28 protein-coding genes are annotated in these 26,211 nt (G+C 62.4%); 16 read left to right on the top strand and 12 right to left on the bottom strand.

The window, feature by feature from the left end:
• Positions 1–38: 38 nt before the first annotated feature.
• Entirely contained in the window at positions 39–524 is a 486-nt protein-coding gene (locus ACZ5C7_RS12170) for a hypothetical protein (RefSeq protein ID WP_464376574.1), read from the bottom strand.
• Positions 525–889: 365 nt separating this feature from the next.
• Here ACZ5C7_RS12170 and ACZ5C7_RS12165 point away from each other — a divergent pair, with 365 nt between their 5' ends.
• Positions 890–1,540: a hypothetical protein gene (locus ACZ5C7_RS12165; RefSeq protein WP_464376573.1), complete on the top strand. Its 651-nt coding sequence runs from the start codon at positions 890–892 to the stop codon at positions 1,538–1,540.
• A 572-nt stretch (positions 1,541–2,112) separates the two neighbouring features.
• Here ACZ5C7_RS12165 and ACZ5C7_RS12160 read toward each other — a convergent pair.
• The gene (locus ACZ5C7_RS12160; RefSeq protein WP_464376572.1) at positions 2,113–3,774 is read right to left on the bottom strand and encodes a tRNA uridine(34) 5-carboxymethylaminomethyl modification radical SAM/GNAT enzyme Elp3; all 1,662 of its coding nucleotides are present in this window, start codon (positions 3,772–3,774) and stop codon (positions 2,113–2,115) included.
• Between the two features lie 252 nt (positions 3,775–4,026).
• Here ACZ5C7_RS12160 and mbhE point away from each other — a divergent pair, with 252 nt between their 5' ends.
• From mbhE to mnhG, 7 genes are read left to right on the top strand one after another with little or no spacing between them, the layout of a single operon-like run.
• Positions 4,027–6,375: a hydrogen gas-evolving membrane-bound hydrogenase subunit E gene (gene mbhE, locus ACZ5C7_RS12155; protein WP_464376571.1), complete on the top strand. Its 2,349-nt coding sequence runs from the start codon at positions 4,027–4,029 to the stop codon at positions 6,373–6,375.
• Positions 6,372–6,836 (top strand): MnhB domain-containing protein, encoded by a 465-nt coding sequence (locus ACZ5C7_RS12150; protein WP_464376570.1) that lies wholly within the window; start codon positions 6,372–6,374, stop codon positions 6,834–6,836. The genes mbhE and ACZ5C7_RS12150 overlap by 4 nt, the downstream gene beginning before the upstream one ends.
• On the top strand, positions 6,833–7,192 hold the full coding sequence (locus ACZ5C7_RS12145) for a sodium:proton antiporter (RefSeq protein WP_464376569.1): 360 nt from the start codon (positions 6,833–6,835) through the stop codon (positions 7,190–7,192). The genes ACZ5C7_RS12150 and ACZ5C7_RS12145 overlap by 4 nt, the downstream gene beginning before the upstream one ends.
• Positions 7,192–8,784 carry a complex I subunit 5 family protein gene (locus ACZ5C7_RS12140; protein WP_464376568.1) on the top strand — a complete coding sequence of 531 codons (1,593 nt, stop codon included), beginning with the start codon at positions 7,192–7,194 and terminating at the stop codon, positions 8,782–8,784. The genes ACZ5C7_RS12145 and ACZ5C7_RS12140 overlap by 1 nt, the downstream gene beginning before the upstream one ends.
• On the top strand, positions 8,781–9,350 hold the full coding sequence (locus ACZ5C7_RS12135) for a Na+/H+ antiporter subunit E (RefSeq protein WP_464376567.1): 570 nt from the start codon (positions 8,781–8,783) through the stop codon (positions 9,348–9,350). Before ACZ5C7_RS12140 ends, ACZ5C7_RS12135 begins: the two co-directional genes overlap by 4 nt.
• On the top strand, positions 9,343–9,642 hold the full coding sequence (locus ACZ5C7_RS12130) for an MrpF/PhaF family protein (protein ID WP_464376566.1): 300 nt from the start codon (positions 9,343–9,345) through the stop codon (positions 9,640–9,642). Before ACZ5C7_RS12135 ends, ACZ5C7_RS12130 begins: the two co-directional genes overlap by 8 nt.
• On the top strand, positions 9,639–10,001 hold the full coding sequence (gene mnhG / locus ACZ5C7_RS12125) for a monovalent cation/H(+) antiporter subunit G (protein WP_464376565.1): 363 nt from the start codon (positions 9,639–9,641) through the stop codon (positions 9,999–10,001). The genes ACZ5C7_RS12130 and mnhG overlap by 4 nt, the downstream gene beginning before the upstream one ends.
• Before the next feature lie 162 nt (positions 10,002–10,163).
• On the opposite strand, the gene ACZ5C7_RS12120 is transcribed toward mnhG, so the two are convergent.
• The 3 genes from ACZ5C7_RS12120 to ACZ5C7_RS12110 all read right to left on the bottom strand — a co-directional run bounded on the left by ACZ5C7_RS12120 (position 10,164) and on the right by ACZ5C7_RS12110 (position 13,509).
• Positions 10,164–10,676 carry an SHOCT domain-containing protein gene (locus tag ACZ5C7_RS12120; RefSeq protein ID WP_464376564.1) on the bottom strand — a complete coding sequence of 171 codons (513 nt, stop codon included), beginning with the start codon at positions 10,674–10,676 and terminating at the stop codon, positions 10,164–10,166.
• A gap of 76 nt (positions 10,677–10,752) precedes the next feature.
• Positions 10,753–12,975, bottom strand: coding sequence for a DHH family phosphoesterase (locus ACZ5C7_RS12115; RefSeq protein WP_464376563.1), 2,223 nt, complete (start codon positions 12,973–12,975; stop codon positions 10,753–10,755).
• Between the two features lie 270 nt (positions 12,976–13,245).
• Positions 13,246–13,509 (bottom strand): hypothetical protein, encoded by a 264-nt coding sequence (locus tag ACZ5C7_RS12110; RefSeq protein WP_464376562.1) that lies wholly within the window; start codon positions 13,507–13,509, stop codon positions 13,246–13,248.
• Positions 13,510–13,673: 164 nt separating this feature from the next.
• Between ACZ5C7_RS12110 and ACZ5C7_RS12105 the strand changes: the two genes are divergently transcribed.
• The 5 genes from ACZ5C7_RS12105 to ACZ5C7_RS12085 all read left to right on the top strand — a co-directional run bounded on the left by ACZ5C7_RS12105 (position 13,674) and on the right by ACZ5C7_RS12085 (position 17,156).
• A complete protein-coding gene (locus ACZ5C7_RS12105; protein ID WP_464376561.1) occupies positions 13,674–14,444 on the top strand; it encodes a metal-dependent hydrolase in 771 nt (256 codons plus the stop codon).
• A gap of 237 nt (positions 14,445–14,681) precedes the next feature.
• The gene (locus tag ACZ5C7_RS12100; RefSeq protein WP_464376560.1) at positions 14,682–15,077 is read left to right on the top strand and encodes an OsmC family protein; all 396 of its coding nucleotides are present in this window, start codon (positions 14,682–14,684) and stop codon (positions 15,075–15,077) included.
• Between the two features lie 160 nt (positions 15,078–15,237).
• Positions 15,238–16,200: a ComEC/Rec2 family competence protein gene (locus ACZ5C7_RS12095; protein ID WP_464376559.1), complete on the top strand. Its 963-nt coding sequence runs from the start codon at positions 15,238–15,240 to the stop codon at positions 16,198–16,200.
• 94 nt (positions 16,201–16,294) lie between these two features.
• Entirely contained in the window at positions 16,295–16,567 is a 273-nt protein-coding gene (locus tag ACZ5C7_RS12090) for a DUF3006 family protein (protein ID WP_464376558.1), read from the top strand.
• Between the two features lie 88 nt (positions 16,568–16,655).
• Positions 16,656–17,156 carry a gamma carbonic anhydrase family protein gene (locus ACZ5C7_RS12085; protein WP_464376557.1) on the top strand — a complete coding sequence of 167 codons (501 nt, stop codon included), beginning with the start codon at positions 16,656–16,658 and terminating at the stop codon, positions 17,154–17,156.
• Positions 17,157–17,317: 161 nt separating this feature from the next.
• Here ACZ5C7_RS12085 and ACZ5C7_RS12080 read toward each other — a convergent pair whose 3' ends face one another.
• Positions 17,318–18,100, bottom strand: a complete 783-nt coding sequence (locus ACZ5C7_RS12080; RefSeq protein ID WP_464376556.1) for an SDR family NAD(P)-dependent oxidoreductase — start codon at positions 18,098–18,100, stop codon at positions 17,318–17,320.
• Between the two features lie 197 nt (positions 18,101–18,297).
• Here ACZ5C7_RS12080 and artA point away from each other — a divergent pair, with 197 nt between their 5' ends.
• Positions 18,298–19,341, top strand: a complete 1,044-nt coding sequence (gene artA, locus ACZ5C7_RS12075) for an archaeosortase A (protein ID WP_464376555.1) — start codon at positions 18,298–18,300, stop codon at positions 19,339–19,341.
• Positions 19,328–20,029 carry a metallophosphoesterase gene (locus ACZ5C7_RS12070; protein ID WP_464376554.1) on the top strand — a complete coding sequence of 234 codons (702 nt, stop codon included), beginning with the start codon at positions 19,328–19,330 and terminating at the stop codon, positions 20,027–20,029. The genes artA and ACZ5C7_RS12070 overlap by 14 nt, the downstream gene beginning before the upstream one ends.
• Positions 20,030–20,126: 97 nt before the next feature.
• Here the strand turns inward: ACZ5C7_RS12070 and ACZ5C7_RS12065 are convergent, their stop codons facing one another.
• From ACZ5C7_RS12065 to ACZ5C7_RS12055, 3 genes are all read right to left on the bottom strand, one after another.
• Positions 20,127–20,669 (bottom strand): halocyanin domain-containing protein, encoded by a 543-nt coding sequence (locus ACZ5C7_RS12065; RefSeq protein ID WP_464376553.1) that lies wholly within the window; start codon positions 20,667–20,669, stop codon positions 20,127–20,129.
• A 131-nt stretch (positions 20,670–20,800) separates the two neighbouring features.
• Entirely contained in the window at positions 20,801–21,526 is a 726-nt protein-coding gene (locus ACZ5C7_RS12060; RefSeq protein ID WP_464376552.1) for a hypothetical protein, read from the bottom strand.
• Positions 21,527–21,777: 251 nt separating this feature from the next.
• Positions 21,778–21,921 carry a transporter gene (locus ACZ5C7_RS12055; RefSeq protein ID WP_464376551.1) on the bottom strand — a complete coding sequence of 48 codons (144 nt, stop codon included), beginning with the start codon at positions 21,919–21,921 and terminating at the stop codon, positions 21,778–21,780.
• 122 nt (positions 21,922–22,043) lie between these two features.
• On the opposite strand from ACZ5C7_RS12055, the gene ACZ5C7_RS12050 reads away from it, so the two are divergent.
• On the top strand, positions 22,044–22,838 hold the full coding sequence (locus ACZ5C7_RS12050; RefSeq protein WP_464376550.1) for an N-acyl homoserine lactonase family protein: 795 nt from the start codon (positions 22,044–22,046) through the stop codon (positions 22,836–22,838).
• Between the two features lie 438 nt (positions 22,839–23,276).
• Here ACZ5C7_RS12050 and ACZ5C7_RS12045 read toward each other — a convergent pair whose 3' ends face one another.
• From ACZ5C7_RS12045 to ACZ5C7_RS12035, 3 genes are read right to left on the bottom strand one after another with little or no spacing between them, the layout of a single operon-like run.
• Positions 23,277–24,101: an ABC transporter permease gene (locus ACZ5C7_RS12045; RefSeq protein ID WP_464376549.1), complete on the bottom strand. Its 825-nt coding sequence runs from the start codon at positions 24,099–24,101 to the stop codon at positions 23,277–23,279.
• Complete coding sequence (locus ACZ5C7_RS12040; protein ID WP_464376548.1) at positions 24,098–24,943, bottom strand: ABC transporter permease; 846 nt, start codon at positions 24,941–24,943, stop codon at positions 24,098–24,100. The genes ACZ5C7_RS12045 and ACZ5C7_RS12040 overlap by 4 nt, the downstream gene beginning before the upstream one ends.
• Positions 24,940–26,211, bottom strand: a complete 1,272-nt coding sequence (locus ACZ5C7_RS12035; protein ID WP_464376547.1) for an ABC transporter ATP-binding protein — start codon at positions 26,209–26,211, stop codon at positions 24,940–24,942. Before ACZ5C7_RS12035 ends, ACZ5C7_RS12040 begins: the two co-directional genes overlap by 4 nt.

Here is a 26,211-nt window from a genome sequence, read left to right as displayed (position 1 = left end):
GGCGTGTTGCTATCGGATGAGATACTGATAAGCGGGTCCTACCAGTCGCCGAACGCCAAATCCGAGAGCGCTTCCAGTTCGTCGGAAACGACGCTCGAGGTTTCGGCCGGCTCAGTCGTGACGTCTTCTGTCACTGCCGTTTCGTCGTCCGACGTAACGTCCGAGATCTCTACCGATTCGTTCGACGTTTGCACCGATTCGTTCGTAACCTCTTGTGAGACCTCCGTTGAATCGTATTCCGTCGCTCCGTCGTCCGAAAAGTCGTCCGCTGGAGTATCCGGTTCGTCAGGTAACTCGAAATCGTACTCGTCGGCGACGTTTTCCGCCGCCTCTGCCTGCTCGAGTGATTCCTCGTAGCTCTCCGTTGTCGAATTCGAGACCTCGTCGGGCAGCTGTGCCGTCGCGGATCCGGTAAATAGCGCGCCACTCACCACGGCGACGCCCGTCGCTTGCAACACGGATCGTCGGTCGTACCGGGACTGTACTGGGCCGCTCTTCGTTTCGTCCATAGTATCTTCGTCCATTAGTATCACTGCTCGCAGGGAGCACCTGATTCCCATCGAACGCGGGAGTAAAACCCCAGTATTGTCAATTCGAACACTCTCGACTAGTCGAACGTTTGTTTCTCACTTCACCGTCTTTGGGGTGACGCTACGAACGAGTGGACGCGACTATCGTTCAGTATCTTATACTTTCGGACTAGCGCTATTCGTCGCTCAGCTACCCGACAACACCGGTTGCCGCGATAAAGTGCACGTACTCGAGGGGGACTCGCCTCGCATTCAGAAAGCCTAATCCGTTACAGTCTCCGCTATGCTCACATGAACGGAGCGTTCCATACGACCACGAGTACCCATCCCAGTACCAATCACGGAGGTTCTCGCGGCCGATGACGGACGACAGTGACGGCTGGTCGGACGTCTATCGCCTTCCGCAGTTTTTCGACAGACTCGAGAACCAGCAAGCGGTCTCGATCAAAGAAGCAGTCGACGAACTGGAAATCGACCTCGAGATGGATATCGAAGGGATCGTCTATCACGACCGTGGTATTCGCGTTCCCGGCTACGATGCGATGTTCATCCAGGAATCGGAGGAGCGAAGGGGCGTTCCCGCCTTCAGCGTCGAAGTCGGCACCGTCGGCCCCCGCAGCGCCTGGGGCGTGTTCGACGCGTCGAAGGAGTGGGACGCCTACCTGCTCACCGCCGACGACGTCGCCGCGGTTGCGTGGGTAAGCGACGACGAGTTCACTTTCGACGAGTCCAAGCAGTTCACCTCTAAGGATACGTCACTCGGCGCGGGCCGCTTTTCGTTCGGCGTCTTTCTCTACGAGAGCGCAGAATGGAACTCGTTAGTCGAGGAACTCGAGCAAACTGACTCGCCGGCGTATCTCCACCACGACGACGGGTCCACGTACTACCCCAAAACCCAATCGGAGTTCTACAGGTACGTCGATTCCTCGCCCGAGGAGTTTCGGGATAGCGGAGGCGGTGCGCCGGGCTACCTCGGGTTGCTCGAACTCGAGGTAACGATCGACGACTAGTCTCGGCCGACCGCGACGACTTCTCCACCGGGTCTTTTGAACCAGCCGTTCTCGGTTTCCGGAACAGCCCTTTGGTCCGCTGGAACCAGGTAGCGATCGTTTCTCTCTTCGACGAACCTGCTACTGCTGTTTCTCCGGGATCGGGGAACGCAAACGGAGACAGCACGCGGTTCCCCACGTAACGGTGACCGTCGTGCGAGTAGCTGCTGAGCCAAGGGTGGTCCGCTCGGGTCGGGGGAGACCCGAGCGAGATAGGTGAATACGCGTCACCACGATCGGACGTGGCATACACGATGACAACGCGATGGAACGGGGTGGTTCCACGGTTGGAACGGGGTGGTTCGGTTACATTGCCAGTGTGGGGAATCGGCAATGGTAGCCGACGGTTGTCGGCAATTTTCAATACTAATCTCCGTCGTATATATTTTATGGAATCGGTTGGTTGAATTTTACGGCGGCTCGAAAACACATAGATGCGAAAGTAACGAACCCGAGGCTCGAGAGTGTCGATTCATGTAATAGATCTGCAGGTGCTCATCGACGATGATTGAGAACGGACCGAACGGCGGGCGCTACAGTCGCTTGCTCACGTACGGGCCGTCCTGATGATACCCCAGTTTGTTCCGATAGTACTCTCGAGCGCCGATACCCGAAATGACGCTGAGTTTGTCGTAGCCCGCGTCGGCGGCCAGCGCCTCGGCTCGCTCCATCAGGCGGCGACCGTAGCCCTGGTGCTGGTGTTGATCCGTCTCACTTTCCTCGCCGACGATGACTTCGGAGCCGTAGACGTGAAGTTCCCTGAGAAGTGCCGCGTTCTCGAGTTCGCCTCTGACCGGCTCGTTCGGGAACCGGAGCCGGCAAAAGCCGATCAGGAGGTCTTTCTCGAAGTCCTCGAAGCTGATGAAGTGTTCCGTTCCGCCGCTGGCCTCGTAGGTCATGACGTCGAGTTCGACGTTTTCGGGTTTCTCGTCGTTCATGCCGGCCTCGCGACAGCGGATACACTCACACTCCCAGCCGTGTTCGTCCATCCGTTTGCGCGCGAGCTGTCGGAGGTTCGATTTCCAGACGCCGGCGTCGATGAAGTCGGCGGGGATATCGCGTTGGACCCGCTGGAGCCGCGTGTACCGCGGGATCATGTCCTTGATTTCGGCGACCAGATCGGCGGCTTCCTCGTTGTCGAGCGGGTCGTACTCGCCCTTGTGCCACCAGTCGTAGGTCGCCGTCCCGCGGACGATCAACGTCGGATAGATCTTGAGGTAGTCCGGTTTCCACGCGTCGGCTTCGAAGATGCGCCGGAAGTCCTCAAGACACATTTCGTGGCTCATCCCGGGCTGGCCGGGCATCATGTGGAAGCCAACCTTAAAGGCCGCGTCCCGGAGTCGCTGGTTGGCTTGGATCGACGCCTGTACGCCGTGGCCGCGGTGCATCTCGCGATTGATCCGCTCGTAGGTCGTCTGGACGCCGACCTCGACTTTCGTCCCGCCGAGATCGAGCATCCGATCGATCTGCTCGGGGTCACACCAGTCCGGCTTCGTCTCGAAGGTCGTTCCGATGTTTCGGATGTCACCCGTCTCGTTCTCGGCGATGACGTCCTCGAGATACTTCCACTCGTACTCCTCGGGATCCTCCGCGAAGCTCACGCCCTGTGCCGGTTCGGGCTCCTTGTCGACATCGTAATCGTTCATCGCCTCGAGCGCTCGCTTGACGAACCACTCCTGGTAGTCGTGGCTCCGTGCAGTCATCGTCCCGCCCATCAGGATCAACTCGACTTTGTCGATGGGGTGGCCAATCTCGCGTAACTGCTCGAGGCGGAGCGTAACCTGTCCGTACGGGTCGTAATCGTTTTGCACGCCGCGTGCGGCCGCGGGCTCTTCGCCCGTGTAACTCTGGGAACTCGAGAACTCCGAATCCGGGCCGCCGGGACAGTAGAGACACTTTCCGTGGGGACATCGCTCGGGCGAGGTCATGATCGCGACCGGCGAGACGCCGGAGGCCGTTCGAACCGGCTTGCGCTGGAGCACGGGCTCTAGGTCCTCGCGGTACTCCTGTGGCGCGTGATCCAGTAGCTCGGAGTTCTTCGGCACTTTCGGTGCCGAGTGCTCCGAACAGGCCTCGAGTTTGGCCTTCTCGACCTCGTCGCGCTCGACCTCGCCGTTGATGATCCGCTCGACGAGCGTTTCACAGACCCGCTCGAACGCTTCGGTTTCGGTCGGGTCGGGCGTGTCGGTACTCACTATCCCGTTTTCGGGGCTGTCGGCGAATAAGCGTGTCGGACTCGACGACCGGTCCGAGAGCAGTGAGACTCGAGCGGGCCAGGAGCTTCTGTACCGTCGATATCACGGAACCCCTCCGATTACGCGTATTGTTTAAAACTCGACAGACAAGCAAACTCTCCGGGATGCACCCCGTTCGTAGCACGTTCTCGATCCGATCGAGTTCCGCAGGGTGGCTGTTTAAGGATCGACCCGAGGAAAATACCCTATCTAATGTCACCGGACCTGACGGTGATAATCGCCGCGGTCGCGTTACCATTCGTCGCCGCAGGACTCACGCCGCTACTGTTTCGTCTCTTCGGCGAACGAACGGGATACGTCGGAGCGGCGGCCGCGTTCGCGTGTTTCGGACTGCTCGCGTCCCAGTACGGCTCCGACGGAACGGTCGCGCTCTCGTGGATTCCGTCGCTCGAGATCGCGCTCCGGTTCACCGTCGACGCCTGGGCGCTTCTGTTCGCCTTGCTCGCGAGCGGCATCGGCGTTCTCGTGTTCGCGTACTCGCCTGCCTACATGCACGGCGAGTCGGGGCTCGCGCGGTACTACGCGGCGCTGCTCGCGTTCATGGGTTCGATCATCGGCGTCGCGCTCGCGGCGGATCTGATCGCGCTCTTCCTGTTCTGGGAGCTGACGAGCGTCTGCTCGTTCGTCCTGATCGGCTTTCACACCGCGGATCGTTCCTCGCAGTACGCCGCCCGAATGGCGATGTTCGTCACCGTCGGCGGTGGGTTGTTCCTGCTTGTGGGGCTGCTGTTGCTCGCGTTCGTCGCCGGGGACATCCTCGGCGGCTCCGCGTTCGATCTCGCGGCGATTATCGCCGAACCCGAGGCGATCCGGGCGGGGCTGCGCGAGCGCGACCTCTTCGTTCCGACGTTGGCCCTGATCGCCGTCGGCGCGGGGGCGAAGTCGGCCCAGGTTCCGCTTCACTTCTGGCTGCCGAACGCGATGGCCGCGCCGACGCCGGTCTCGGCGTTCCTCCACTCCGCGACGATGGTGAAGGTGGGGGTTTACCTGATCGGACGGCTTCGACCGTTGCTGACGAGTACCGAGTGGCTGTTCCTGTTCGCGACGATCGGACTCGCCACGATGACCGTGTGCGCCGCACTCGCGGTCGCCTCGAGGGATATCAAGGAGTTGCTCGCCTACTCGACGGCGAGTCACCTCGGGTTGATGGTCGCCGGGTTCGGGTTTACGTCGGTCGTCGGCGCGGAGGCGGGCGTCTTCCACCTCTTCAATCACGCCCTGTTCAAGGCGGCGCTGTTTCTCGTCGCAGGGATCGTCGCGCACGAGGCCGGAACCCGGCGGCTCGACGAACTCGGCGGTCTTCGCCGCGATCTTCCACTAACTGCGGCCGTCACCGCGGTCGCCGGGCTCAGTATGGCCGGTATTCCGCCCTTTAGCGGCTTTTACTCGAAGGAACTCCTCTTCGAAGCGACAGTCGAGGCGACCCACGGGCTGGGGACGCTCGGCTGGATCTATCCCGTCGTCGCGACGATCGGCAGCGTGTTCACCGTCCTCTACTCGCTCCGCTTTCTCGCCCTCTTTTTCGGACGACGACCCGACGGGCTCGGCCGCGTCCACCGGCCGCCGATGCTGTTGCTCGCTCCTCCCGCGCTCCTCGCGGCGCTTACGGCCGTCGTGAGCGTCTATCCGGATCTCGCCGTGCGCGCGATCGTCCAGTCGGCGGTCGATGTGACGGTCACGGATCCGCATTCGGTGCACGTCGGCCTCCCGAGGGCGTACTCGCCGGCCGTCGGAATGAGCGCGATCGCGATCGGTCTGGGCGCCGTCTCTTACTTCTCTTTCGGACGCATTCACGGGAGAATCCGTTCGATTCCGGCGGCCATTCCGCCGGTCGGTGCGAACTGGTGGTACGACGTTGCGGTCGACGGCCTCACCGAAACGGGATCGAGGCTCGCGTCGACCGTTCACAACGGTCTGCTCCGGACGTACGCGACGTGGACGCTCGCCACCACCTGCGTGCTCACGATCTCCGGCTTCGTCGCGACTCGAGCCGTCGTCGGCACGACCGTCGGGATCGAGGCGTCGCCCGAAATAGGGCTCGTCTTGCTCGTCGCGGTCGTCGCCGGCGTCGCGGTGGTGCTCTCTCCTTCCCACGTCGCGGGCATCCTCACGCTCTCGATCCTCGGATTCATGATCGCTATCTTCTACATTCTTGCCAGCGCGCCCGACCTCGCGTTGACCCAGCTCGTCGTCGAGACGCTCGTCCTCCTCGTCTTCCTGCTCGTCCTCGAGGAGATCCCCGAGTACTACGAAGTCGGCCTCGGGAAGGTCGCCCGGGATGCCGTCCTCTCGATCGGCATCGGGGTGACCGCCTTTCTGACGGTCATCGTCACCACATCCGCTCGCTCCGAGGGCACCAGCGACATCGCGCGCTACTACACCGAACGAGCCGTTCCGGAAGGCGGGGGAACGAATATCGTCAACGTCGTTCTCGTCGACTTCCGAAGCTTCGACACGTTGGGAGAACTCGTCGTCGTCGCTATCGCCGCAATTTCGGTGGTCACGCTGCTCGTCATGCGCTCCGGAGGTGACGCCGAATGACGACGGTCATCATGCGGACGACGGCCCGCGCGGTCGTCCCGATCATCCTCGTCGTCGCGCTCTCGCTGTTCGTCGAGGGCCACAACCTCCCTGGCGGCGGCTTCATCGCGGGCGTCCTCACGACGACCGCGTTCGCACTCCTCTACATCGCGTTCGGACTCGACTTCCTCGAGCGCGGCGTCCTCGGTCGCGACGTCGAACCGGGGAAAACCCCCTCGAGAGATCGCGTCGTCATCGCCTACCGTCGGGTGTTCAGCTTCGGTCTGGCGATCGCCGTCGCGAGCGGGCTGGTCCCGCTCCTGTTCGATCTCCCGTTTCTCTCCCAGACCTACATCGAGTTCGAGAACGTCCCGTTGTACGGCCACCTCGAGCTCGCCAGCGCGCTCGCGTTCGACTTCGGCGTCTACTGCGTGGTCGTCGGCGGGCTGTTGACGATCCTCTCGGTGGTGGGTGCAGAATGACGGCGGTCGTGCTCGCCGCCGTGGTTGGTTCGCTGTTCGCGCTAGGAACGTTTCTCCTCCTTCGACGCGATCTGATCCGAGTCGTCTGGGGGTTGGCCATTATCGGACAGGCCGCGAACGTGTACCTACTCGCGATGGGGGAAATCGCCCCGGCGTCGTTCGAGGCGGTTCCGGTTCTCGCCGGTCACGGCGAGGAGGCGTCCCACGCACAGACCGCCGACCCGCTGATTCAGGCGCTCGTCCTGACCGCCATCGTCATCTCGTTCGGGATGACCGCGTTCGCGCTCGTCCTGAGTTACCGGGTGTACGAGGAACACGACACGCTGGACCTCTCCGAACTGGGTGATCGGGACTGATGGACGGACTCGTCATCGCGCCGATGCTCGTCGTCCTCGTCGCGGCGGTCGGAACGCTGCTCTTTCGCCGTCAGCCCCGCGTTCGACTGGCCGTGAGTCTCTCCGGGGCCGTCGGGTACGCGGTCGCGGTCGCCGCGCTCGCCTGGTACGTCGTTATCGCTCCCGCCGCGCCCGGCATCGCGACGTATCAGGTCGGGGACTGGCCGGCGCCGTTCGGCATTACGCTCGTGGCCGACGGTCTGTCGGTGTTCATGCTGTCGATGGTCGCGACGATCGGACCGGCGTCGCTGGTGTTCTCCGCGAGATACCTTCCCGAGTACGATCGACGGACCTTCTACTATCCGCTCTCTCACTTCCTGTTGCTCGGCGTCACCGGCGCGTTCCTCACCGGCGACCTGTTCAATCTGTTCGTCTGGTTCGAGGTGATGTTGATGGCCAGTTACGTCTTCGTCGCGTACTACGGCGGCCCCCAACATACTCGCGCGGCGTTCTGGTACGTCGCGTTGAATCTCGTCGCCAGCGCCGTCTTCTTGCTCGCGGTGGGCGGCATCTACGCGACGACCGGAACGCTCAACATGGCCGACATCGCCCAGCGGTTGGCGGACCCGGCGGCCGCCGGGATCGATCCCGCGCCGGTCGTCGGACTCCTCGCGCTGTTGCTCTCCGTCTTCGCGATCAAAGCGGGGCTCGTTCCGTTCCAGTTCTGGATTCCGACCGCCTACCGCGCTGCACCGCCGCCGATTACGGCCCTCCTGGCCGGAGCCTCGAAGAAGGTCGGCATCTACGCGATCATCCGCCTCTCGTTTACGGTGTTCGCCGGCGCGCAAGTCCCGGTATCGCTTCCGTGGATTTCGGGTCCCTCTCCCCTCGCGTTCGTCGGCCCCGTTCTGTTCGTCATGGCCGCCGGAAGCATCCTCGTCGGCGGTCTCGGCGCGGTCAGTCGCGACTCCATCGAGGGCGTCCTCGCGTACTCGAGCATCGGCCAGATCGGGTTCATCGCGATCCCGGTCGCGATCGCCGCGACGACCTCGAGCCCGACGTTGCGACGGGTCGGGATCCTCGCGGCGCTGGTGTACGCGCTGAATCACACGCTCGCGAAGGGACTGCTCTTTCTGGCGGCCGGTGCGATCGAGAGCGCGACCGGGACGACCGACCTCGACGAACTGGGCGGGCTGGCCGGTCGTTCGCCCGCGCTCTCGAGTACCGTTTTCGTCGGGACGCTCGCGCTCGTCGGAATCCCGCCGTTATCGGGCTTTTTCGGAAAATTCCTCGTGTTCGATACCGCGATCCGAGCGGGCGCGGCCTCGGTCCTCGCGCTCTTGCTCGTGGGATCGCTACTGACCATCGCCTACACGAGCCGAGCGTGGAATCGCGGATTCTGGGGGGCGCGGACGCAGGCAGTCGAGGACGCCGCCGCGGATCCGGTGCAGGTAGCCATCCTCGTCGGACTCGCCGCGGCGATAGTCGCGGTCGGCGTCGGATTCGAACCCGTCTACCGGTTCGCCGACGCCGCCGCGACGGCCGCGCTCGATACCGAGTCCTACGTCGAGGCCGTCGACCCCCAGACAGTCGACGGGGGTGAGCAGCCGTGAACGTTCGAACGTGGCCCGTCGCTGGTCTCGTCTTCGCCGCGCTGTGGGTGTTCATCCGCGGCGTCGAACTCGCGCCGGCGGCGCTCGTCGGCCAGTTCCTCTTCGGACTCGTCGTCGGACTTCCCGTCGCGTTCGTCTTTCGGCGGCTGTACGTCAAACGGATCGACCTTCGGCAGGGAGTCCACGCGGCCCCCTACGCCGGGCGCTACGCCGCGACGTTCGTCGCCGAACTCATCCGAGCGAACTTCGACGTCGCCTATCGCGTCCTCGCTCCCGATCCCCGGATCGAACCGGAAGTGATCTTGATTCCGCTCCGCGTTCGATCGGACGTCGCAGTGACGATCATCGCGAACAGCATCACGATCACCCCGGGGACGGTGACGCTGGATCACGATCCGGAGACCAACGCGCTCTACGTCCACGTGATCGACGGCCGCGACCTCGAGTCGGTCGTCGAGCCGATTCGGACCTGGGAAACGTACGCACTCGAGATGTTCACCGAGAAACGATCGCCGGACGATCCGGCACCGGAGATCGTCGTCGACGGAGGGACCGAAAATGAGTGATCCGACGATGGGCGCGCCGGCGCTCCTCGAAACGACGGTAGCAGGCGCACTGATCCTCGTCAGCGGGCTGTGCGTGCTCTGTAGCTATCGAGTTATCCGAGGACCTACCGTGCCGGACCGCGTGGTCGCGCTCGACACGATCGCCACCAACGTGGTCGCCATCGCCGTCCTGTTCGCACTCCTGACCGGGCGCGGGCTGTTCGTGACGGTGAGTCTCGTCCTCGCCATCATCGGGTTCATCGCGACCGTTTCGGTGGCGAAGTTCGTCACCGAAGGGGAGGTGATCGAGTGATCAGCGAAGCGATCGTGATCGCGCTGGTCCTCGTCGGCTCGTTTTTCCTGACGGTCGGAACGATCGGCCTGCTTCGGCTGCCGAACGTGTACAACCGAATGCACGCTACGAGCAAGCCCACGACGCTCGGGACCGCCGCGATCTTCCTCGCGGGCTTCGTTTCTTTCGGACCGGGGAGTGAGGGACTCACGTCGCTCATCGGAATCGTCTTTCTCTTCATAACCGTGCCGACGGGCGCACACATGATCGCTCGCTCGGCACAACGAATCGGGGTTCCGTTCCTCGAGGGCGTGACCTGGCCCGCCGAACCCTCGCAGGCGAGACGGACCGACGAGACGGGAGAAGAGACCGACGAGTAGCGAGTCGCGTGCGACGGACTGGCGGACACGCGCTGTGGCGACTGACGAGCGCGCAATTCGATGACCCACTCGAAGAACGATCGAGGAACGATCGAAGCCTCGTTTCGACTCGGGCCCCCGAACGAACCCGATTTGTCCGTCTCCCGTTTTACTGATCCACCGCTACGTCTCGTACTCGAGGTCGCGGTCGCGATCTCGATCACGATTTCGACCGTCGTCTTCGGATCCGCGCCACTGCTCGACGTCCTCGAGCGTCTCCGTCTCGAGCAGCCGCTCGAGTTTTTGTTCGAACTGCTCGTCGGTCAGTTCACCTGCCGCGTATCGGGCGCGGAGAGTCTCGAGGGCCTCGCGGTTGTCCGGCTTCGGAGTCGGTTCGCGCGCGGAGCGCCGATCCGCTTTTTCGGGTACGTCGTCGCTCGAGTTCGACTCGCCGCTCCACCATTCCTCCCACGATTCGTCTCCCCACCAGTCGTCCCACCACTCCGCTTTGTCCGCTTCGTCGCCGAACAACAGCGCGACCAGCGGAACGACGACGATGTAGCCGACCAGCATCACGGGGAGCCAGAGTTGTCCGCCAATCTGCCCAAGCAATAGCCCCAGCCACAGGCCAGTGACGATCATCGAAGTGATCTCCGTGATGTTCTCACGGACTCGCATCGCCGGATCGTCACTCATGGATGAGACTTCTCGGGCGACGACGAAAGATGTTTCTTCCGATTCATTGCCGAACGGCAGGACGAGTGATCCGAGTTTAGGCGAGCGTCTCGCCGAGCGTCTCGAGTGCGGCCTCTTTGACGGCGTCGCGTTCGCCGGAGAGGTACTCGACGTGGCCGTCGCGACCGCCGACGACCGAAACGCCTGCGTCGGGAACGCGTTCGGCGATTTCGTCGCCGAGTTCCCGAACGTCCAACGCTTCTGTCGACCGGACGTGGAGTTCGTCGTCGCCGACGCCGAGCGTGACGAACGGCGGATCGGTCCGCGTTCGCTCGCGTCGGTGAAGCGCATCCAACAACAACTTCGTCGTCGGGAAGTTGTACCGGTGAGTGAACGAGCCGGTGTCCAGAATCGAGACCGTGACGCCGTTGACGCCGCGAGCGGAGAGGTTCTCCGAGGCGGCCTCGAGTTCGGTCTCGAGTTTGTCGCGGAACTGTTCGGAGACGTGTGCTGCGAGGTCGCCGTCGTCGTCGAACAGCAGGTCGATTACGAGTTCGCGTTTGTCCTTGTACGACTGGTAGAACGCCTCGAGCGCGATGGCTTCGCGGCGTTCGGCGAGGGTCTCCTCGTCGTAACCCGCGTTGGTCGCGAGCTCGAGATACGAGTCGGGAACGTCCTCCCAGTAGCTCACCGCAGGAAGGTGCTCGAGGTCGCCTCGAACGTCGTCGTTGACCGCGGCGGCGACGTTCACGCTGAGCGCCGTCGACGTGAGGTCGGAGACGTCAGCATCGGCGAGCGACGGCGCGACCGCCAGCGAAACGGCGTCGGTGATCTCCTCGTCGGCGCGACTGTCGTCGATGACGATCGACTCGGTATCGTACAGCGAGAGGAGGTCGTAGCCGTCGGCCGATTCGGCGGTCGAACCGGCGTCGACGAGGACGACGAGCGGGAGCTGTTCGCCGTGTCGCTCGCGCGCCTCGAGCATCGAGGTAACGTCGTCGGTCGCCGCGTCCATGTCGTAGACGCGCCCCTCGAGCGGCCGTCGCTCGAAGTAGTGATAGACCGCGTCGTCGCGGGTGTGTTTCTCGCGGATCAACGGCAAGACGGCGCGTTCGATCGCCGCGCCGGCGATGTAACCATCCGCGGTCGCTTGGTGGCGAACGACGATCGGGCGCGATTCCATTACCGCGCGGCGGATCTCCGTTGCGGCCTCGAAGAGGTCGTCTTCGACGACCGAGACGGCCTCGTGGTCGTCGACCAGTTCGAGTACCGACGGACGCGCTTCCTGTTCGATCGCTTCTTCGAGTCGCTCGAGAATGGTCTCCCGTTCCTCGTCCGTGAGGATCTCGAGCGCCTCGGTCTCGACCTGTAGGTCGCCGTGGTGGCGTTCGACTTCGCCCTCGAGGGCGACGACGTCATCGAGTTCGACGTCGGGGTAGGCGCGGACGCCTGCCTCCTCGAACGCGGCGCATTCGACGGTTCCAGCCTCGTCGCTAAGCTCGAAGACGGTCGGGCCGGACGTCTGGCGGATGCCGGTGATTTCGCCCTCGAGTCGGACGATACTGCCGACCTGTGACTCGATGGCGTCGACCGTCGTTCGGTTCAGCGACGGTTCGGTTCCGAATTCGAAGTCGGAATCGGAGTCGTCCTCCTCCTCATCCGCTTCGACTTCGTCGGCAGATTCCGCGACCGAATCGACCGCTCCGGCCCCTTCGGTTGTCGCGGCCGTTTCGGTCGGACTCGTGGTCGTCTCGGACGATTCGGTTTCGGATGATCCGGTTTCGGTTGCCGCCGAGCCGTTCCCGTTCGTGACGGGTTCGGAACTCGTTTCGGACGGCGACGCCGTTGTCTCCGTTGGTTCGTCGACCGAAGACGTCTCCGTTGACTCGTCGGTCGAAGATTCGTCCGTTGCGGCCTCGTCCGAGCTCTCGTCCTCGAACTCCTCGGGGAGGAGTTCGTCGTCGGCGGTTTCGATCAGTTTCCCGCGGAAATCGCGGTCTTGCTGTCTGATCGACCAGCCGAGGTCGATGTTTCCGTTGTCTCTGACGTCGAGAACCTGAACGTAGACGCTGTCCCCGGGTTCCCAATCGAGACTCTCGAGTCGCTGATCGAGTTCGCTTCTGTGCAACAGTCCGGTGACGTGATCGCCGACATCGACGAAGACGCCGAAGTCAGCGTACCCGTCGACGGTGCCCCGGTAAAACCGACCGGGCGAGAGCTGTGAGGCAGAGGTACCTTCGAACTCGAAGGCGACGTCCTCCTCGTGGGCCTCACAGACCAAGCCGTCTACGGGCTTGTCGCAGATGATACAGTTACCCATCTACTCGCATCAAGCAGGTTCGGCCTAAAACTGTTGTCGAAATGCGTCCGCGATCGTCGCGGGGGCGTTTTTCGCACTCATATCCAGAATGTCCCCATATCAGACGCTCTTCGGCGGATATTGGTGTTTCAGCTCCATCCCGCCGATAGTGGCGCTTCGAACGAGTGGCTGGACCGGACGGTCGCCGATCAACGACAGTACCAACTTCGGAACGAACGGGGACGATCACGTTTCGACACCGGTCGTTCGGCGGACAGCTATTCGGATGTCTTACTCGAAGACCGGCGAGTCCGCTTCGAGTTCCTCGACGTCGCTGACGATCTTTCGGATTTGCTCCGGAAACAGCGACACCTGCACCTCGTTGCCGTCGTCGTCCTCGAGGACGAGCTTGACGCGTTTGTCGCCGAACTCTCGGGCCTCGGCGGACTCGACTTCGAACAGTTTGACGGTCGCCGACTTGTTGGCCGCGCCGACGTTTTTGATCGATCCGTCGTTCAACTCCACCATGAACTCCTCGAGATTCAGCGTGAGCATGGTCGTGCTACGAGCGCCGGGTAAAAAACGACACGCATCCCGAGAGAGAAGTGCGGGCGGTCGGGCCCTGATCGTGACTCCGATGACCTCCCGCTGTTTTCTGCCGGTCGACGGCCCTGATCGCCTCCAAATTTAAGTCATCGTCAGACAATAGCCCGAACGTTATGCAAGTCACCTGGCACGGCCATTCGACGTGGCACGTCACCGTCGGGGAGACGGAGTTGCTAATCGACCCGTTTTTCGACAATCCGAAGACCGATCTCGAGCCGTCGGACCTCGAGACGCCGGATTACGTCCTGTTGACACACGGGCACGCAGACCACATCGCCCACGCGGGAGCGTTCTCCGATGCGACGCTCGTGGCGACGCCGGAACTGGTGTCTTACGCCGAGGAGGAGTTCGGCTTCGAAGACGCCGTCGGCGGCATGGGAATGAACATCGGCGGAACCGTCGAGTGCGGCGACGCCTCCGTGACGATGCACCGAGCGGATCATACGAACGGCGTGATGACCGACTACGAGTACGACGTGGGGATGCCCGGTGGCTTCATCATCTCCGATACGAAGCCGACGCAGGTGGACGCGGAACGAAGTTCCGCGGAAAGTTCGAGCGGGCAGAGCCCGCGAGAGGATTCGACCACGTTCTATCACACCGGCGATACCGGACTCATGACCGAGATGCGCGACGTGATCGGCCCGCACTTAGAGCCCGATGCCGTCGCCGTTCCGATCGGCGATCACTTCACGATGGGGCCGTGGCAGGCCGCCATCGCGGTCGACTGGCTCGACGTCGATTACGCGTTCCCACAGCACTACGACACGTTCCCGCCGATCGAACAGGATCCCGAAGACTTCGCGAGCGAAGTAGCGGCGACCGGAAGCGACGCCGAGGTCCACGCGCTCGAGGCGGACGAACCGTTCGAATTGAACGGGTAACAGACGGAGCGTAACTGCTACCGAGTTTTCGCTCGCCCCTGAATTGTCCCCCGTTCGCTGGACGGTCACTCGTGGGCCCGCTATTTTACCCATCGAGCGACGAATTCGAATCCGCGAGTGCCGGAACAACGCCACGAAACGGGGAGAGACGACCGTTGGATTTTCCGGCCTCGTTTGTGAAGCGGTAGCTGACTGAGGCCAACGTTTACACCTTCGGCTGTTGTCCGTCCCAGTGAGATGTCGAAAACAGTTACCACGACCTCCGAGGAAGGATTCAGTGCGACGAACGAAATCCGCGACTTCGAGACGACGATCGACGCGACCGGAGAGGACGCCCCGGATACGCTCGAGGCCCTGTTGGCCGCGTACGGCTCGTGTTACGTCCCGGCGCTCCGCGTCGGCGGAGAACAACGCGGGGTCGAAGACATGGGCCAGATCGAGATCGACCTGACCGGCGAGCAAAACGACGACGACAAACTCGAGTCCATCTCGTTCGACATCCGAGTTGCGGCCGACGTCGACGACGAAACGGCCGAGAATGTCCTCGAGCGCGCGGACGAACTGTGCAAGGTCCACGACGCCCTGAAAAGCGAGTTACACGCCGACAAGAGCCTCGAGGGCGGCGCGTTCTAAAGCAAACAGCGAGAGTTCCACGGGTCACCCGTCCGTGGTCGTTCACGCGATTACCGGCAGATCCGAAGAACTGATCGAGTGCCATCCGCTGATCGATAGCGACCCCGGCGCTCGCGGCCGGGCCCACAACGACCTTACTTTCCCGCACCGTTCTCCCGCTATGACCTCTCTGAGACGCGTGCTACTCGTTCTCGCCGTGGCGGCGATGCTCGTTCTTGCCGGCTGTACCAGCATTCCGGGGACGGACGACGAGATCTCGCCGTCGTCGGTCGATGCCGAGGGAACGCTCGAACTGCATCACATCGACGTGGGTCAGGCCGACGCCACGCTCTTGCTTACGCCCGACGAGGAGACGATCCTGATCGATACCGGCGACTGGCGAAGCGACGGTTCCGAGGTTATCGAGTACCTCGAAGATCGCGACGTCGATCGTATCGACCACCTGGTGGCGACCCACGGCCACGCCGATCACATCGGGGGCCACGCGGCGGTCATCGAACACTTCGAAGAAGACGGCGGCGGCGTCGGTGCCGCCTACGATTCCGGCGTCGCACACACGAGCCAAACCTACGACAACTACCTCGACGCGATAGAGGAATACGACGTGCAACTGTTCGAGGTCGCGGAAGGGGACGAGCTTCCGGTCGATGACGACGGGCTCGAGGCCTCGTTCCTGAACCCGCCCGAGGGAGACTCGGGGACCGACCTCCACTACAACAGCGTCGCCCTCTCGATCGAATTCGGCGAGTTCTCGTATCTCACGACGGGCGATGCCGAGGAAGACGCCGAAGAGCGGATGGCCGAGGAGTGGGGCGACCACCTCGAGAGCGATGTCTACCAGGCGGGCCACCACGGTTCGTCGACCTCCTCGACGGAGCCGAAACTCGACGCCAGCGCACCCGAGATTGCGATCATTTCGAGCGCGGCGGAATCCCAGTACGGCCACCCGCACGACGAGGTGCTCGAGGAGTTCGGCGACCGAGAAATCGAAACGTACTGGACCGGCGTCCACGGCGACGTGGTCGTGACGACCGACGGCGAATCGAGCGCCGTTTCGACCGAGCACGAGGGCTCGAGCGACCCCGAGGATCTGCTCGAGAAGAAATCGGAGGGCGAGGGATGAGGGTGAAATCCCCGATGGTCGATGTCGGTGATGGAAGCGCCTCCGCGAACGGACGACCACCGATTGATGTCGCTGGAGGTGCTTTACTCGAGTAATGTCTCCGAGCTACACGGCCGTCCTCGACCGGATCGTCGACGGCGAAACGGCGGTACTCCTGCTCGAGGAAGGCGAATCCGTAACCGAGGAGCGGACCGTCCCGATCGAGGAGCTTCCCGACGACGGCCGACACGAGGGTGCCGTCTTCGAAGTCCGCGCGAACGAGGATTCGATCCTCGAGACGACCTATCGAGCCGAAGACGAACGGGAGCGCCGCGAGCAAGCCCAGAACCGATTCGACGACCTCTCCGAACGACTTTCGGACGAGTAGCAGGGCGGGCGGAGTTCGCCTGCCGAAATCCGCAACCGACGCGACAGGAATGGGCACTTTCAAGCCCGTTCTCGAGACAGCCCTACGTATGATACGCTCGTTCGACGGCACGGAGCCCCGGATCGCGGACTCGGCCTACGTCGACGACGCCGCGGTCGTCATCGGCGACGTCGTGATCGAAGCGGACGCCAGCGTCTGGCCGAACACGACCTTGCGCGGCGATCACGGGACGATCGTCGTTGGGGAGGGCGCGAACGTTCAGGACAACGCTGTCCTTCACGAAGACGCCGAACTCGAGCCCTACTCGACGATCGGACACAGCGCGATCGTCCACAACGCGACGGTCGCCGAACGCGCGCTCGTCGGGATGAACGCGGTCGTGCTAGACGGCTCGCACGTCGGCGAGAAGGCCGTCGTGGCGGCGGGAAGCGTCGTGACGGAAGGAACCGACGTCTCGCCGTCGACGCTCGTCGCGGGAACGCCCGCCGAACCGAAAACCGAAATCGAGGGCTCGAGACTCGCGGAGACGGCCGAACGGTACGTCTCGCTCTCGAAAGAGCACGCCGAAACCAGCGAGCAACTGGACTGATTCGGGACCCGAGCGGAGAACAGACTAATCGAACCGAGTGCAGACTAATCGAACCGAGTGCAGACTAATCGAACCGAGTGCAGACTAATCGAACCGAGACAGACCAACTCGAGGGAGAATCAACGACTCGAGAGACGGGCCCTAAACGTCTCGCTCGAGGCTCAGCAGATCTGCCAACCACCGTCGACGTGGAGCAGTTCGCCCGCGACGTAGGCGGCGTCGTCGCTCGCGAGGAAGAGGTAGGCTCCCGCGACGTCCTCGGGCGTTCCGGCCCGACCCAGCGGGACCGGTTTGAGCAACTCGTCGTTTTCGGCCTTTTCTCGAGCCTGTTCGGCCCAGCCGTCGGTAAACTCGGTCGCGATCTGGCCCGGCGCGACGCCGTTGACCCTGATTCCGTGCTCGGCGTACTCGAGGGCGGCTCCTCGAGTAATCATCTGAACCGAGCCCTTGGACGAATCGTACGGGACCTGCTCGAACTGGGCGTGATTCGAACTGATCGAGGCCGTATTGATGATCGTTCCGGGGTCGTTCCGGTCGAGCATGTCCGCCGCGGCGACCTGCGTTCCGAAAAACGCTCCCTTCGAGTTGACGCCGTGAATGCGGTCGAACTCCTCGGGCGTGACCTCGGCCATCGGCTTCGGAATCTGGAGCCCGGCGTTGTTGATCATCACGTCGACGCCGCCGTGCTCTCGAGCCGCCTCGACCAGCGACTCGAGCGACTCGCGTTCGGTCACGTCGGTCTCAACGTAGACGCCGGTTCCGGGACCGTTCTCGAGCAGTTCGTCCGTGGGGGTCTCGCCATCTTTCGAGTCGCGCTCGATATCGCCGTTGAGAACGGTCGCCCCGCAGGCACCGAACCGACGCGCGATCTCGCGACCGATCCCCGAACTCGCTCCCGTGATGACGACCGTCGAGTCGCCGTAGTCGTAGGTTGGACGAACCATACCAGACAGTGACACACAGCGGGCATAAATCACCGTGTCGCACCTCGCACTCAGAAAACGAGTCGTTCGCTCCTCGAGAACCGTCGCTACCCTCGACTCGAGAAGCGACCGCCATACCCAAATTCGGCAACCGGGCGACAGCGCGGCTCCCCTTTCGTCAAGTTGATAGCGCGAGAGTCCGTCACTTCGACGTGAATATGTCGTCTCTCCCCGCGACGACTGGCTCTTCGACGGCCGGTACGTTCGACTCGAGCGCCGGCCTCGAGGCCGCGAATCCGGCGACGGTGACTCCGGCAATTACGGAATTGACGCAGGTGACGATCGCCGGCTCGATCACGCTCGTGGATCTGCTCGCGTGGGCGGCGATCGGAATTTTCGTCCTGGCCTTTGTCCTCCAGTGGCGCGGCGCGATCGACCCCGCTCGCCACGTCGCCGCGACGGCGTGGGTGTTGTTCGGGTTCTTCTGGCTGTTGATGGCACCCCACTACTACTACGAGATCCAGAGCCCGCTACAAACGATACTTGCGCTCGTTGCGCTCCCGCTGTGTGCGTATACGGCGTATCTGCTCGTCGGCGGTCGAGAGTCGTTGTTGTTGCTCTCGAAAGCCGTCGCGATCATGGGGCTAATCTACCTGCCCGCGGAGACGATCCCGTTCGTTCGCGCCTGGTTGATCGAGACGACCGCGGCCCAGACCCACTACGGCATGGAACTGCTCGGTCACAGTCCGGGAATCGTCGAAGGGAGCAACGGCTACGAGAGCCGCTTTGACTTCGACTCGGAGGAAACCGTCACGGGTCGGACGACCTACATCGTCATGGCCTGTACCGGACTCGGGAGTATGGCCATCTTCGGCGGCCTCATCGCCGCCGTGAAAGCGCCGCTCAAACGGAAAGCGATCGCGTTCGCCATCGCTATCGGCGTCATCTGGTTCCTCAACCTCGTCCGGAACGTCTTCATCGGCCTCGCCTCGCCGTGGGGCTGGTTCCAGCAGGATACGATCGTCCACATTATGACGACTTACATGGGTGCGGAGGCCAATCGTGTCTCATATCTCGTCGCGCACAACTACCTCTCCCAGGTTGGTTCGGTCATCGCACTACTGGGCATTACCTACCTCCTCATCAAGATCCTACCCGAAATCCTCGGGCCCCTCGAGGAGGTACTCTTTATCCTCTCGGGGAACGAGTACGACCTCGAGGAGGCAGTCAACGTGGACAAGACGACCGATGGTGGAGACTGAGTTTTCGCTTGCCACGCGCTCGGTTTTCGTTCCGGGCGCGGGCGCGCTCGTCATCGCCGATCTGCATCTGGGAAAAGGAGCGGCTTCGCGAGTCGAGGTACCGCTCGAGGATTCGGGCGACAGCATTTCCCGTCTCGAGCGACTGCTCGAGTCCCACGATCCCTCGACGGTCGTGGTCGCGGGCGACCTCCTGCACTCGTTCGATCGGATTCCACGCGGCGTCGAAACCGACCTAGGCGAGATGCGGGAGCTGATCGACGCGTTCGGCGCGTCGCTCGTCGTCACGCCGGGTAATCACGACACGATGCTCGAGGAAGTCTACGACGGAACCGCTCCCGGGGAGTATCGACTCGAGGACGACGAGACGGTGGTCTGTCACGGCCACGAGGAACCGGAGTCGACGGCCGAGCGCTACATCGTCGGCCACGACCACCCCGCGCTCTCGGTCGACGGACGAAAACTGCCGTGTTTCCTCTACGGTCCCGGCGTGTACGACGGGGCGGACGTGCTCGTCTGTCCCGCGTTCACCCGACTCGCTCGCGGGGCGACGGTAAACGGGATGCGCGGGCGGGATTTCCAGTCGCCGCTAGTCCGTGACTGGGACACCTTTCACCCTGCAGTTCGAGACGAAGGGAGCGGAGAGACGCTCTGGTTCCCGCCGCTCAAGGAGTGTCGACACTTGCTCTGACGCCTCGAACGAGCGAATACGACTCGAGTGTCCGGAATCGCCTATAAATGTGGAACCGTAACCGCATCGGCCGCAGTCTCCGAGAAATGGCTTTTCCTCACTCTTCTTCGACGACGACCGCACCTCTCATACCGACTGTCTGGTGGGGGGTACAGACGTACAGGTACGTCCCCGCCTCGTCGAATTCGTGTTCGAAGGTGTGGCCCTCTTCGTCCGTAAGCTCGCTTTCGAACTCGGGTTCGTCGGCGTCGCTTGCATCCTCGATGTCCTCGTCGTTCTCTGCTTCGGGATCGTGGACGACATCGTGCTGGCCGCCCTCTCCCGTCCACTCCCAGACGACGGTCGTCCCTTCGGAAATTCGAATCGCGGGTGGTTCGAACGCGAACCCGTCGTCCCCCGCTCCGACCTCGACGGTCACCTCGTCCTCGTCGAGTTCGTCTTCGGTCTCCTCGTAGTTGTCGACGTCGTCGAACCACTCGCCGTAATCCGGCTCGTCGCCGTTATCGGTGTCGTCGCCGTTGTCGTCGCTCTCGTTTCCGTTTTCGTCGTCCTGAGCGAAGACGGACGGACTGACGAGTCCGCTGAGCGGAATACTCATTCCGAGCGCTTTGACGATCGTTCGCCGGTCGAGTTCTGACATACCCGCTTCTCTGCCGACGACGGTAAAACCAGCATGGCCTGCATACTGCGACTCGTCCACGAGTTGGCAACAGTCAGTCGAACGAACGGTGGTCAGATCACCCCTCGATTCGTTCGAATCGGTTGCTCGAGTCAGTTCGTCGAATCCGATTCCGAGTCGTCGTCGCCAGCCAGCGGCTCGTCCTCGGTCGCTATCTTCTCGACTTTCTCCTCGACCTTTTCTTCGACGGTCTCGTCCACCTTTTCGTCGACCGTCTCTTCGACCGTCTCGTCTACCGTTTCGTCCACCTTTTCGTCGACGGTTTGTTCGACCTTCTCTTCGACCGTCTCGTCTACCGTTTCGTCCACCTTTTCGTCGACGGTTTGTTCGACCTTCTCTTCGACCGTCTCGTCTACCGTTTCGACGACCTTCTCGTCGACCGTCTTCTCTACTTTCTCCTCGACCGTCTCGTCTACCGTTTCGACGACCGTCTCTTCGACCGTCTCGTCGACTTTCTCATCGACGGTTTCTTCGACCGTCTCGTCTACCGTCTCGTCGACCTTCTGATCGACAGTCTCCTCGACCTCTTCCGTTCGGGGTCGTCTATCGACACGTTCGTTCACCGACTCGAGTTTGTCGATGACTTCGTCGACTTCTCGAGTGAGCGTCTCCTCGACGTTCTGGGTGACCTCTGCGGTCATCCACTCCGGATCGAACCGAGCCATCTTCCAGACGACGTGGATGACGTAGGAGATCAAGACGCCGAGCCCGAACGCGATACCGACCTCGGTTCCGACGAAGTTGATGAGCGCGATCGAGACGAAAATCATCACACCGTATGCGAGGTCGACCAGGAAATCGACTCGAGACGGGTTCACTGTTCACCACCCCGAAGACCGGAATTACGTGACATATTGAAGGAAATACCTCTTATCGCTACTTACCGCTCGAACGGTTAATAGTCATGTGTTCGATTGCGTTAGCGGAAGCGCCGCCACGAGTGATTCCGTCCACGCCGCGCGAAACGATAAGGTGTTTCCGAGTTATCACACGCCCTCAGACCGGACTGCGTGCCGAGAACGTCTTCGAGTCGCCGTTCGATCAGGTCCGTACTCGAAGCGATTTCGGTTCAGATTCCGCCGACGAACCTGAGAACGAGTCCGAGGAGAATAGTGACAATTCCCGCAATCGTCGCGATCGGCGGAATCGGAACGAGCAAAAAGACGACCCCGAGAAGGATCACGAGCGTGGAAATTTTGATCACATCATACATTCAGGAAAGCGATACAAAGGGTTGAAGCCGGCGTATGCAACCCCGAAATTTCCTGAGTCACTGTCGATTTCGCACAATACCGGTCTCCACAGGTATTTCAGAACGATGTCCGTTGTCGACGTATGGTCGAAGCGAACGTTCACCTGCTCGAGCGCGGAACGATAACGACCGACGCCAACAACATTCTCGAGGGACACACGGTGGGTTCGAAAGCGAACCCGAACCCCGAGACGGTGATGGCCGACGGACCGGTGTACAACCTCGTCATCGAACACCCGGAGGGGACGATCCTCTGGGATACGGGCTCCCATCCCGAGGCGGATACCGGCCACTGGCCCGACGAACTGTACGCGGCGTTCGAACACACCGGGCTTCGACCGCTCGAGGACGACCTCGAGACTGCGGGATTCGCCGTCGGGGACATTGACTACGTAATCCAGACGCACCTGCACCTCGACCACGCCGGCGGGCTCTACGCCTTCGAAGGAACGGAGACGCCGATTTTCGTCCACGAACGCGAACTCAAGTTCGCCTACTACAGCGCGAAAACGGACGCGGGAAGCGACGCGTACGTCGCCGCTGACTTCGACAGGGAACTCGATTGGCGGGTCGTCCACGGTGACCGTGAACAGCACTTTGTCGACCTCGAGTTCCTCCACCTTCCCGGCCATACGCCCGGATTACTTGGCGTTCGACTCGATCTCGACGGTGTCGGAACCGTGATCCTCGCGGGCGATCAGGCCTATACCCGGGAGAACTACGACGAGGGCCACCCGATGGGCGGCGACCTCCTCTGGAGCAAACGAGCGTGGACCGAGAGTCGACGCTTCCTCGAGGACGAACAACGCCGGAGCGACGCCATCGTGCTTTGTGGACACGACGAGCGGGATCTCGAGACGATTCGGACGGAGTTGTGATGAGAAGCGCTGCTATGAGACGGGTTGTTCATCATCCAGACCCGTTTCGTGGTGTTCGATAACCGATTTTAGACGGGTCAACTCGACCGTTTCATCAACGGGGCTGTCGGCGACCGAACCCGCCCGAGTTCGAACTCGAACGCTCGTTCTTCGTGACCTAATACCGTAGTAGAAGGTTACTTCCACCACGTTTGGCCGGAATATTGAAACAGGCGACAGGAAACGAATGGGTATGTACTGGAGGACGGGTGCGAGCCGTACCGCGGGTGCTGGATGAACGGCGGCGTGGGAAGGCGAGGGTATCTCTCGGCGGCGACCGATGGCGGCTACTCGGCAGGTAGATTCGAGCAGGGGAACTCGAGAATCCGCATTCGTCAGCTACCGACCGAGAACCGACGATAGCAAAATTCTGAAACACGATCGAACGGCTCACCACTCTCAGTTGATCCGGTCGCCGAGAACGCCGACGAGAATCATCAAGAAGACCAGCACCGACGCGAGCGCGCTGATTTCCGGCGTGAGCCCCGTTTGAATCTCGTTGTAGATGATCACCGGAACGGTCGTCGTCCCCGGTGCGACCAGAAACTGCGTCGCGGTGAACTCGCCGAAGGAGATGGCGAACGCGAGCAGCGTCCCTGCCGTGATCGCAGGCGCGAGGATGGGAAGCGTGACGTTCACTACTGTCTCGAGACGCGTCGCGCCGAGGGTCATCGAGGCGTCCTCGAGTCGGTCGTCGAAGGTCAACAATCGCGCTCGAACGATCAGGAAGACGAACGGGAACGTGAGGATCGTGTGCGCGAGGATGATCCGCGGGTAGCCCGCGGGAATCCCGATACTCGCTCCGAACCGGAGCAGTGCGAGCCCGGCGATCACCGGCGAGATCATGATCGGTAACAGCATGATCGTCGCTAGCGTCTCCTTTCTCGAGATGTCGCTCCTGACGAAGCCAAAGGCCGTGGCCGTTCCGATCGCCCCCGCCAGAGCCGACGCGACCGTCGCGATAATCGTGCTGTTGACCACCGCGTCGAAGATGCGCTGGTTCTGGGCGAGCGAGACGTACCACTCGAGGGTGACCCCGTCCGTCGGGAGCGTCGGCGCGGGACTGTCCGCAACGGAGGTGAGCACGACGATGCCGACCGGAACGAGCAGGAGCGCGTAAATGAACAGGAGACAAAACCAGGTACTGACTCTCGAGAGGAGTCTCCAGACGGTCTCGTCGAATCGTCGGGTCGACCGCTCGGCGTCGGTGTCGACGGTGCTCATAGTTCGCCGAGCACCTCCGAGATGTTCGCGACGTGATTGAACAGCCCGACGAGGAGGAGGAGGGCGGCGGTGAAGATGACCGAGAAGGCCGCCGAGAGCTCGATGCTGTAGGTCGTCGCGTCCTCGATGTAGTTGGCCATCATCGCGTCGCCCGGCCCGCCGAGAATGTCCGGTGCGAGGAACGATCCTGCGGCGAGAATAAAGACGAACAGCGTCGCGGCCACGATTCCGGACAGGCTCAACGGAAGCACGATCGTCAGGAACGTCTCGAACGGTGACGCACCGAGGATGTGCGAGGCGTCGAGCAGTTCGTCGTCGATCGACCGAAGCGAGTTGTACATCGGTAAGATCGCGAACGGGAGCAACGCGCTGACCAGTCCGATGATGACCCCTGGAGTCGAATAGAGGACGCCGAAATCGGTCCCGAAGATTTCCTGAACCGGCCCCGTCGGAAGGAAAAAGAGGTTGACGCCGAAGTAGCGGATGATAATCGCGATCCACAGCGGTAAGAGCACCAACGAGAGCAACAGAATCGGCCGGTTCGATCTGAACGCGATGTAGTAAGCGATCGCATACCCCAGCACGAGACAGATAATCGTGGTAACGAACGCGTACGCGAGCGTCCGGCCCAGACCGTACAGATACACCGTACTGAGCGCGCGTTCGTAGTGTTCGAACAGGTTTCCGTCGCCGAAGTTGAGGCTCTCGATCAACAAGAACCCGACCGGGAGGACGAAAAAGACGGTCAGCCACAGGAGGCCGAGCCCCACGAGGGCTCGAGCCGAAATAGCGGTGCGGATGCGCGCGGTCACGCCCCACGACGGCAGGCGGACGACCCTCATACGACGATCACGTCCGTCGGATCGAACCGGAGCCTGACGGCGTCGTCCGGTCGAACGTCGTGAGTCGAATCGGCGTACGCCGTGACCGGTTTTCCGTCCGCGAGCGACGCCTCGACCTCGTTTCGATGCCCGAGGTACTCGACGGTTCGAACCGTCGCGGTGAACGCGTTCGAGCCGTCGACTGGAGCGGGATCGGAGCTCTCGGGGTCTCGAGCGGAATCGGAATCCTCGAGGACTCGAGCGGTATTCGAATCCTCGAGCGGTTCGACCTCAAGCGGTTCGACGTCGATCGATTCGGGACGGACGTACAGCGAAAGCTCCTCGCGGTCGCCGAGCTCGAGGCCGTCCAATCGACTCCGATCGATCTCGACCTCGATAGCACCGCGTTCGTCGGCGCAGTCGGTGACGACCGACAGCGTCCGGGATTCCGCTCCCGGTTCGCTCTCCTCGGAGTCGTCGACCGCCAAGGACGTCGCATCCCCAGTCGCTTCGTCCGCACTGGCGGAGCCGTCGGTCGCCACCCGCCTCGAGCGGTCGGTCGGAAGCCGTCCGCAGAACCGCGTCGACTGCCCGACGAACTCGGCGACGAACTCGCTCGCCGGGTTTCGATACAGCTCCTTCGGGGAGCCGACCTGCTCTCGTTTCCCCTCGTTCATGACGACGACGCGATCGGACATCGAGAGCGCTTCGGCCTGGTCGTGGGTGACGTTCAGCGTCGTGACGCCGACTTCCTGCTGGATCGTCCTGATCTCGTTTCGCATCTCTTCGCGCAACACCCGATCGAGCCCGGTCAACGGCTCGTCCAGCAGGAGGATGTCGGGCTCGTAGGCGAGCGCTCGAGCCAGGGAGAGTCGCCGCTGTTGGCCGCCGCTGAGTTCGCTCGGGCTGTGGTCGTGGTGGTCCGAAAGCTGGACGAGTTCGAGGAACCGATCGACCTGTTCGTCGTGGTCGACGGCGTCGAACCCCTGCATCGTGAGGCCGTACTCGATGTTTTCGGCCGCGGTCATGTGCGGAAACAGCGCCGAGTGCTGGAAGACGAAGCCGATATTTCGATCGTTCGGCGACGCGTCGGTGACGTCCTCACCGCGGAGCGAAACCGTCCCCGCGGTCGGCTCGACGAGCCCGGCGATCGCGTGGAGGGTCGTACTCTTTCCACAGCCGCTCGGCCCGAGGAGTGTGACGAACTCGCCCCGTTCGATTCGAACGGAGAGTTCGTCGACGGCGACCAGCGAACCGTACGACTTCGTGAGTCCGGTGACTTCTAGCAT

Source organism: Halostagnicola alkaliphila (assembly GCF_055379965.1).
The sequence above is the reverse complement of the archived record's forward strand: the minus strand, read 5'-3'. Positions and strand labels throughout refer to the sequence as shown.

Excerpts from the sequence above, each read along its gene's own strand:
- ACZ5C7_RS12170 (WP_464376574.1), bottom strand. The coding sequence starts at position 524 with ATGGACGAAGATACTATGGACGAAACGAAGAGCGGCCCAGTACAGTCC.
- ACZ5C7_RS12165 (WP_464376573.1), top strand. The coding sequence starts at position 890 with ATGACGGACGACAGTGACGGCTGGTCGGACGTCTATCGCCTTCCGCAG.
- mbhE (WP_464376571.1), top strand. The coding sequence starts at position 4,027 with ATGTCACCGGACCTGACGGTGATAATCGCCGCGGTCGCGTTACCATTC.
- ACZ5C7_RS12150 (WP_464376570.1), top strand. The coding sequence starts at position 6,372 with ATGACGACGGTCATCATGCGGACGACGGCCCGCGCGGTCGTCCCGATC.
- ACZ5C7_RS12145 (WP_464376569.1), top strand. The coding sequence starts at position 6,833 with ATGACGGCGGTCGTGCTCGCCGCCGTGGTTGGTTCGCTGTTCGCGCTA.
- ACZ5C7_RS12140 (WP_464376568.1), top strand. The coding sequence starts at position 7,192 with ATGGACGGACTCGTCATCGCGCCGATGCTCGTCGTCCTCGTCGCGGCG.
- ACZ5C7_RS12130 (WP_464376566.1), top strand. The coding sequence starts at position 9,343 with ATGAGTGATCCGACGATGGGCGCGCCGGCGCTCCTCGAAACGACGGTA.
- ACZ5C7_RS12120 (WP_464376564.1), bottom strand. The coding sequence starts at position 10,676 with ATGAGTGACGATCCGGCGATGCGAGTCCGTGAGAACATCACGGAGATC.
- ACZ5C7_RS12115 (WP_464376563.1), bottom strand. The coding sequence starts at position 12,975 with ATGGGTAACTGTATCATCTGCGACAAGCCCGTAGACGGCTTGGTCTGT.
- ACZ5C7_RS12110 (WP_464376562.1), bottom strand. The coding sequence starts at position 13,509 with ATGCTCACGCTGAATCTCGAGGAGTTCATGGTGGAGTTGAACGACGGA.
- ACZ5C7_RS12105 (WP_464376561.1), top strand. The coding sequence starts at position 13,674 with ATGCAAGTCACCTGGCACGGCCATTCGACGTGGCACGTCACCGTCGGG.
- ACZ5C7_RS12100 (WP_464376560.1), top strand. The coding sequence starts at position 14,682 with ATGTCGAAAACAGTTACCACGACCTCCGAGGAAGGATTCAGTGCGACG.
- ACZ5C7_RS12095 (WP_464376559.1), top strand. The coding sequence starts at position 15,238 with ATGACCTCTCTGAGACGCGTGCTACTCGTTCTCGCCGTGGCGGCGATG.
- ACZ5C7_RS12090 (WP_464376558.1), top strand. The coding sequence starts at position 16,295 with ATGTCTCCGAGCTACACGGCCGTCCTCGACCGGATCGTCGACGGCGAA.
- ACZ5C7_RS12085 (WP_464376557.1), top strand. The coding sequence starts at position 16,656 with ATGATACGCTCGTTCGACGGCACGGAGCCCCGGATCGCGGACTCGGCC.
- ACZ5C7_RS12080 (WP_464376556.1), bottom strand. The coding sequence starts at position 18,100 with ATGGTTCGTCCAACCTACGACTACGGCGACTCGACGGTCGTCATCACG.
- artA (WP_464376555.1), top strand. The coding sequence starts at position 18,298 with ATGTCGTCTCTCCCCGCGACGACTGGCTCTTCGACGGCCGGTACGTTC.
- ACZ5C7_RS12070 (WP_464376554.1), top strand. The coding sequence starts at position 19,328 with ATGGTGGAGACTGAGTTTTCGCTTGCCACGCGCTCGGTTTTCGTTCCG.
- ACZ5C7_RS12065 (WP_464376553.1), bottom strand. The coding sequence starts at position 20,669 with ATGTCAGAACTCGACCGGCGAACGATCGTCAAAGCGCTCGGAATGAGT.
- ACZ5C7_RS12055 (WP_464376551.1), bottom strand. The coding sequence starts at position 21,921 with ATGTATGATGTGATCAAAATTTCCACGCTCGTGATCCTTCTCGGGGTC.
- ACZ5C7_RS12050 (WP_464376550.1), top strand. The coding sequence starts at position 22,044 with ATGGTCGAAGCGAACGTTCACCTGCTCGAGCGCGGAACGATAACGACC.
- ACZ5C7_RS12045 (WP_464376549.1), bottom strand. The coding sequence starts at position 24,101 with ATGAGCACCGTCGACACCGACGCCGAGCGGTCGACCCGACGATTCGAC.
- ACZ5C7_RS12040 (WP_464376548.1), bottom strand. The coding sequence starts at position 24,943 with ATGAGGGTCGTCCGCCTGCCGTCGTGGGGCGTGACCGCGCGCATCCGC.
- ACZ5C7_RS12035 (WP_464376547.1), bottom strand. The coding sequence starts at position 26,211 with ATGCTAGAAGTCACCGGACTCACGAAGTCGTACGGTTCGCTGGTCGCC.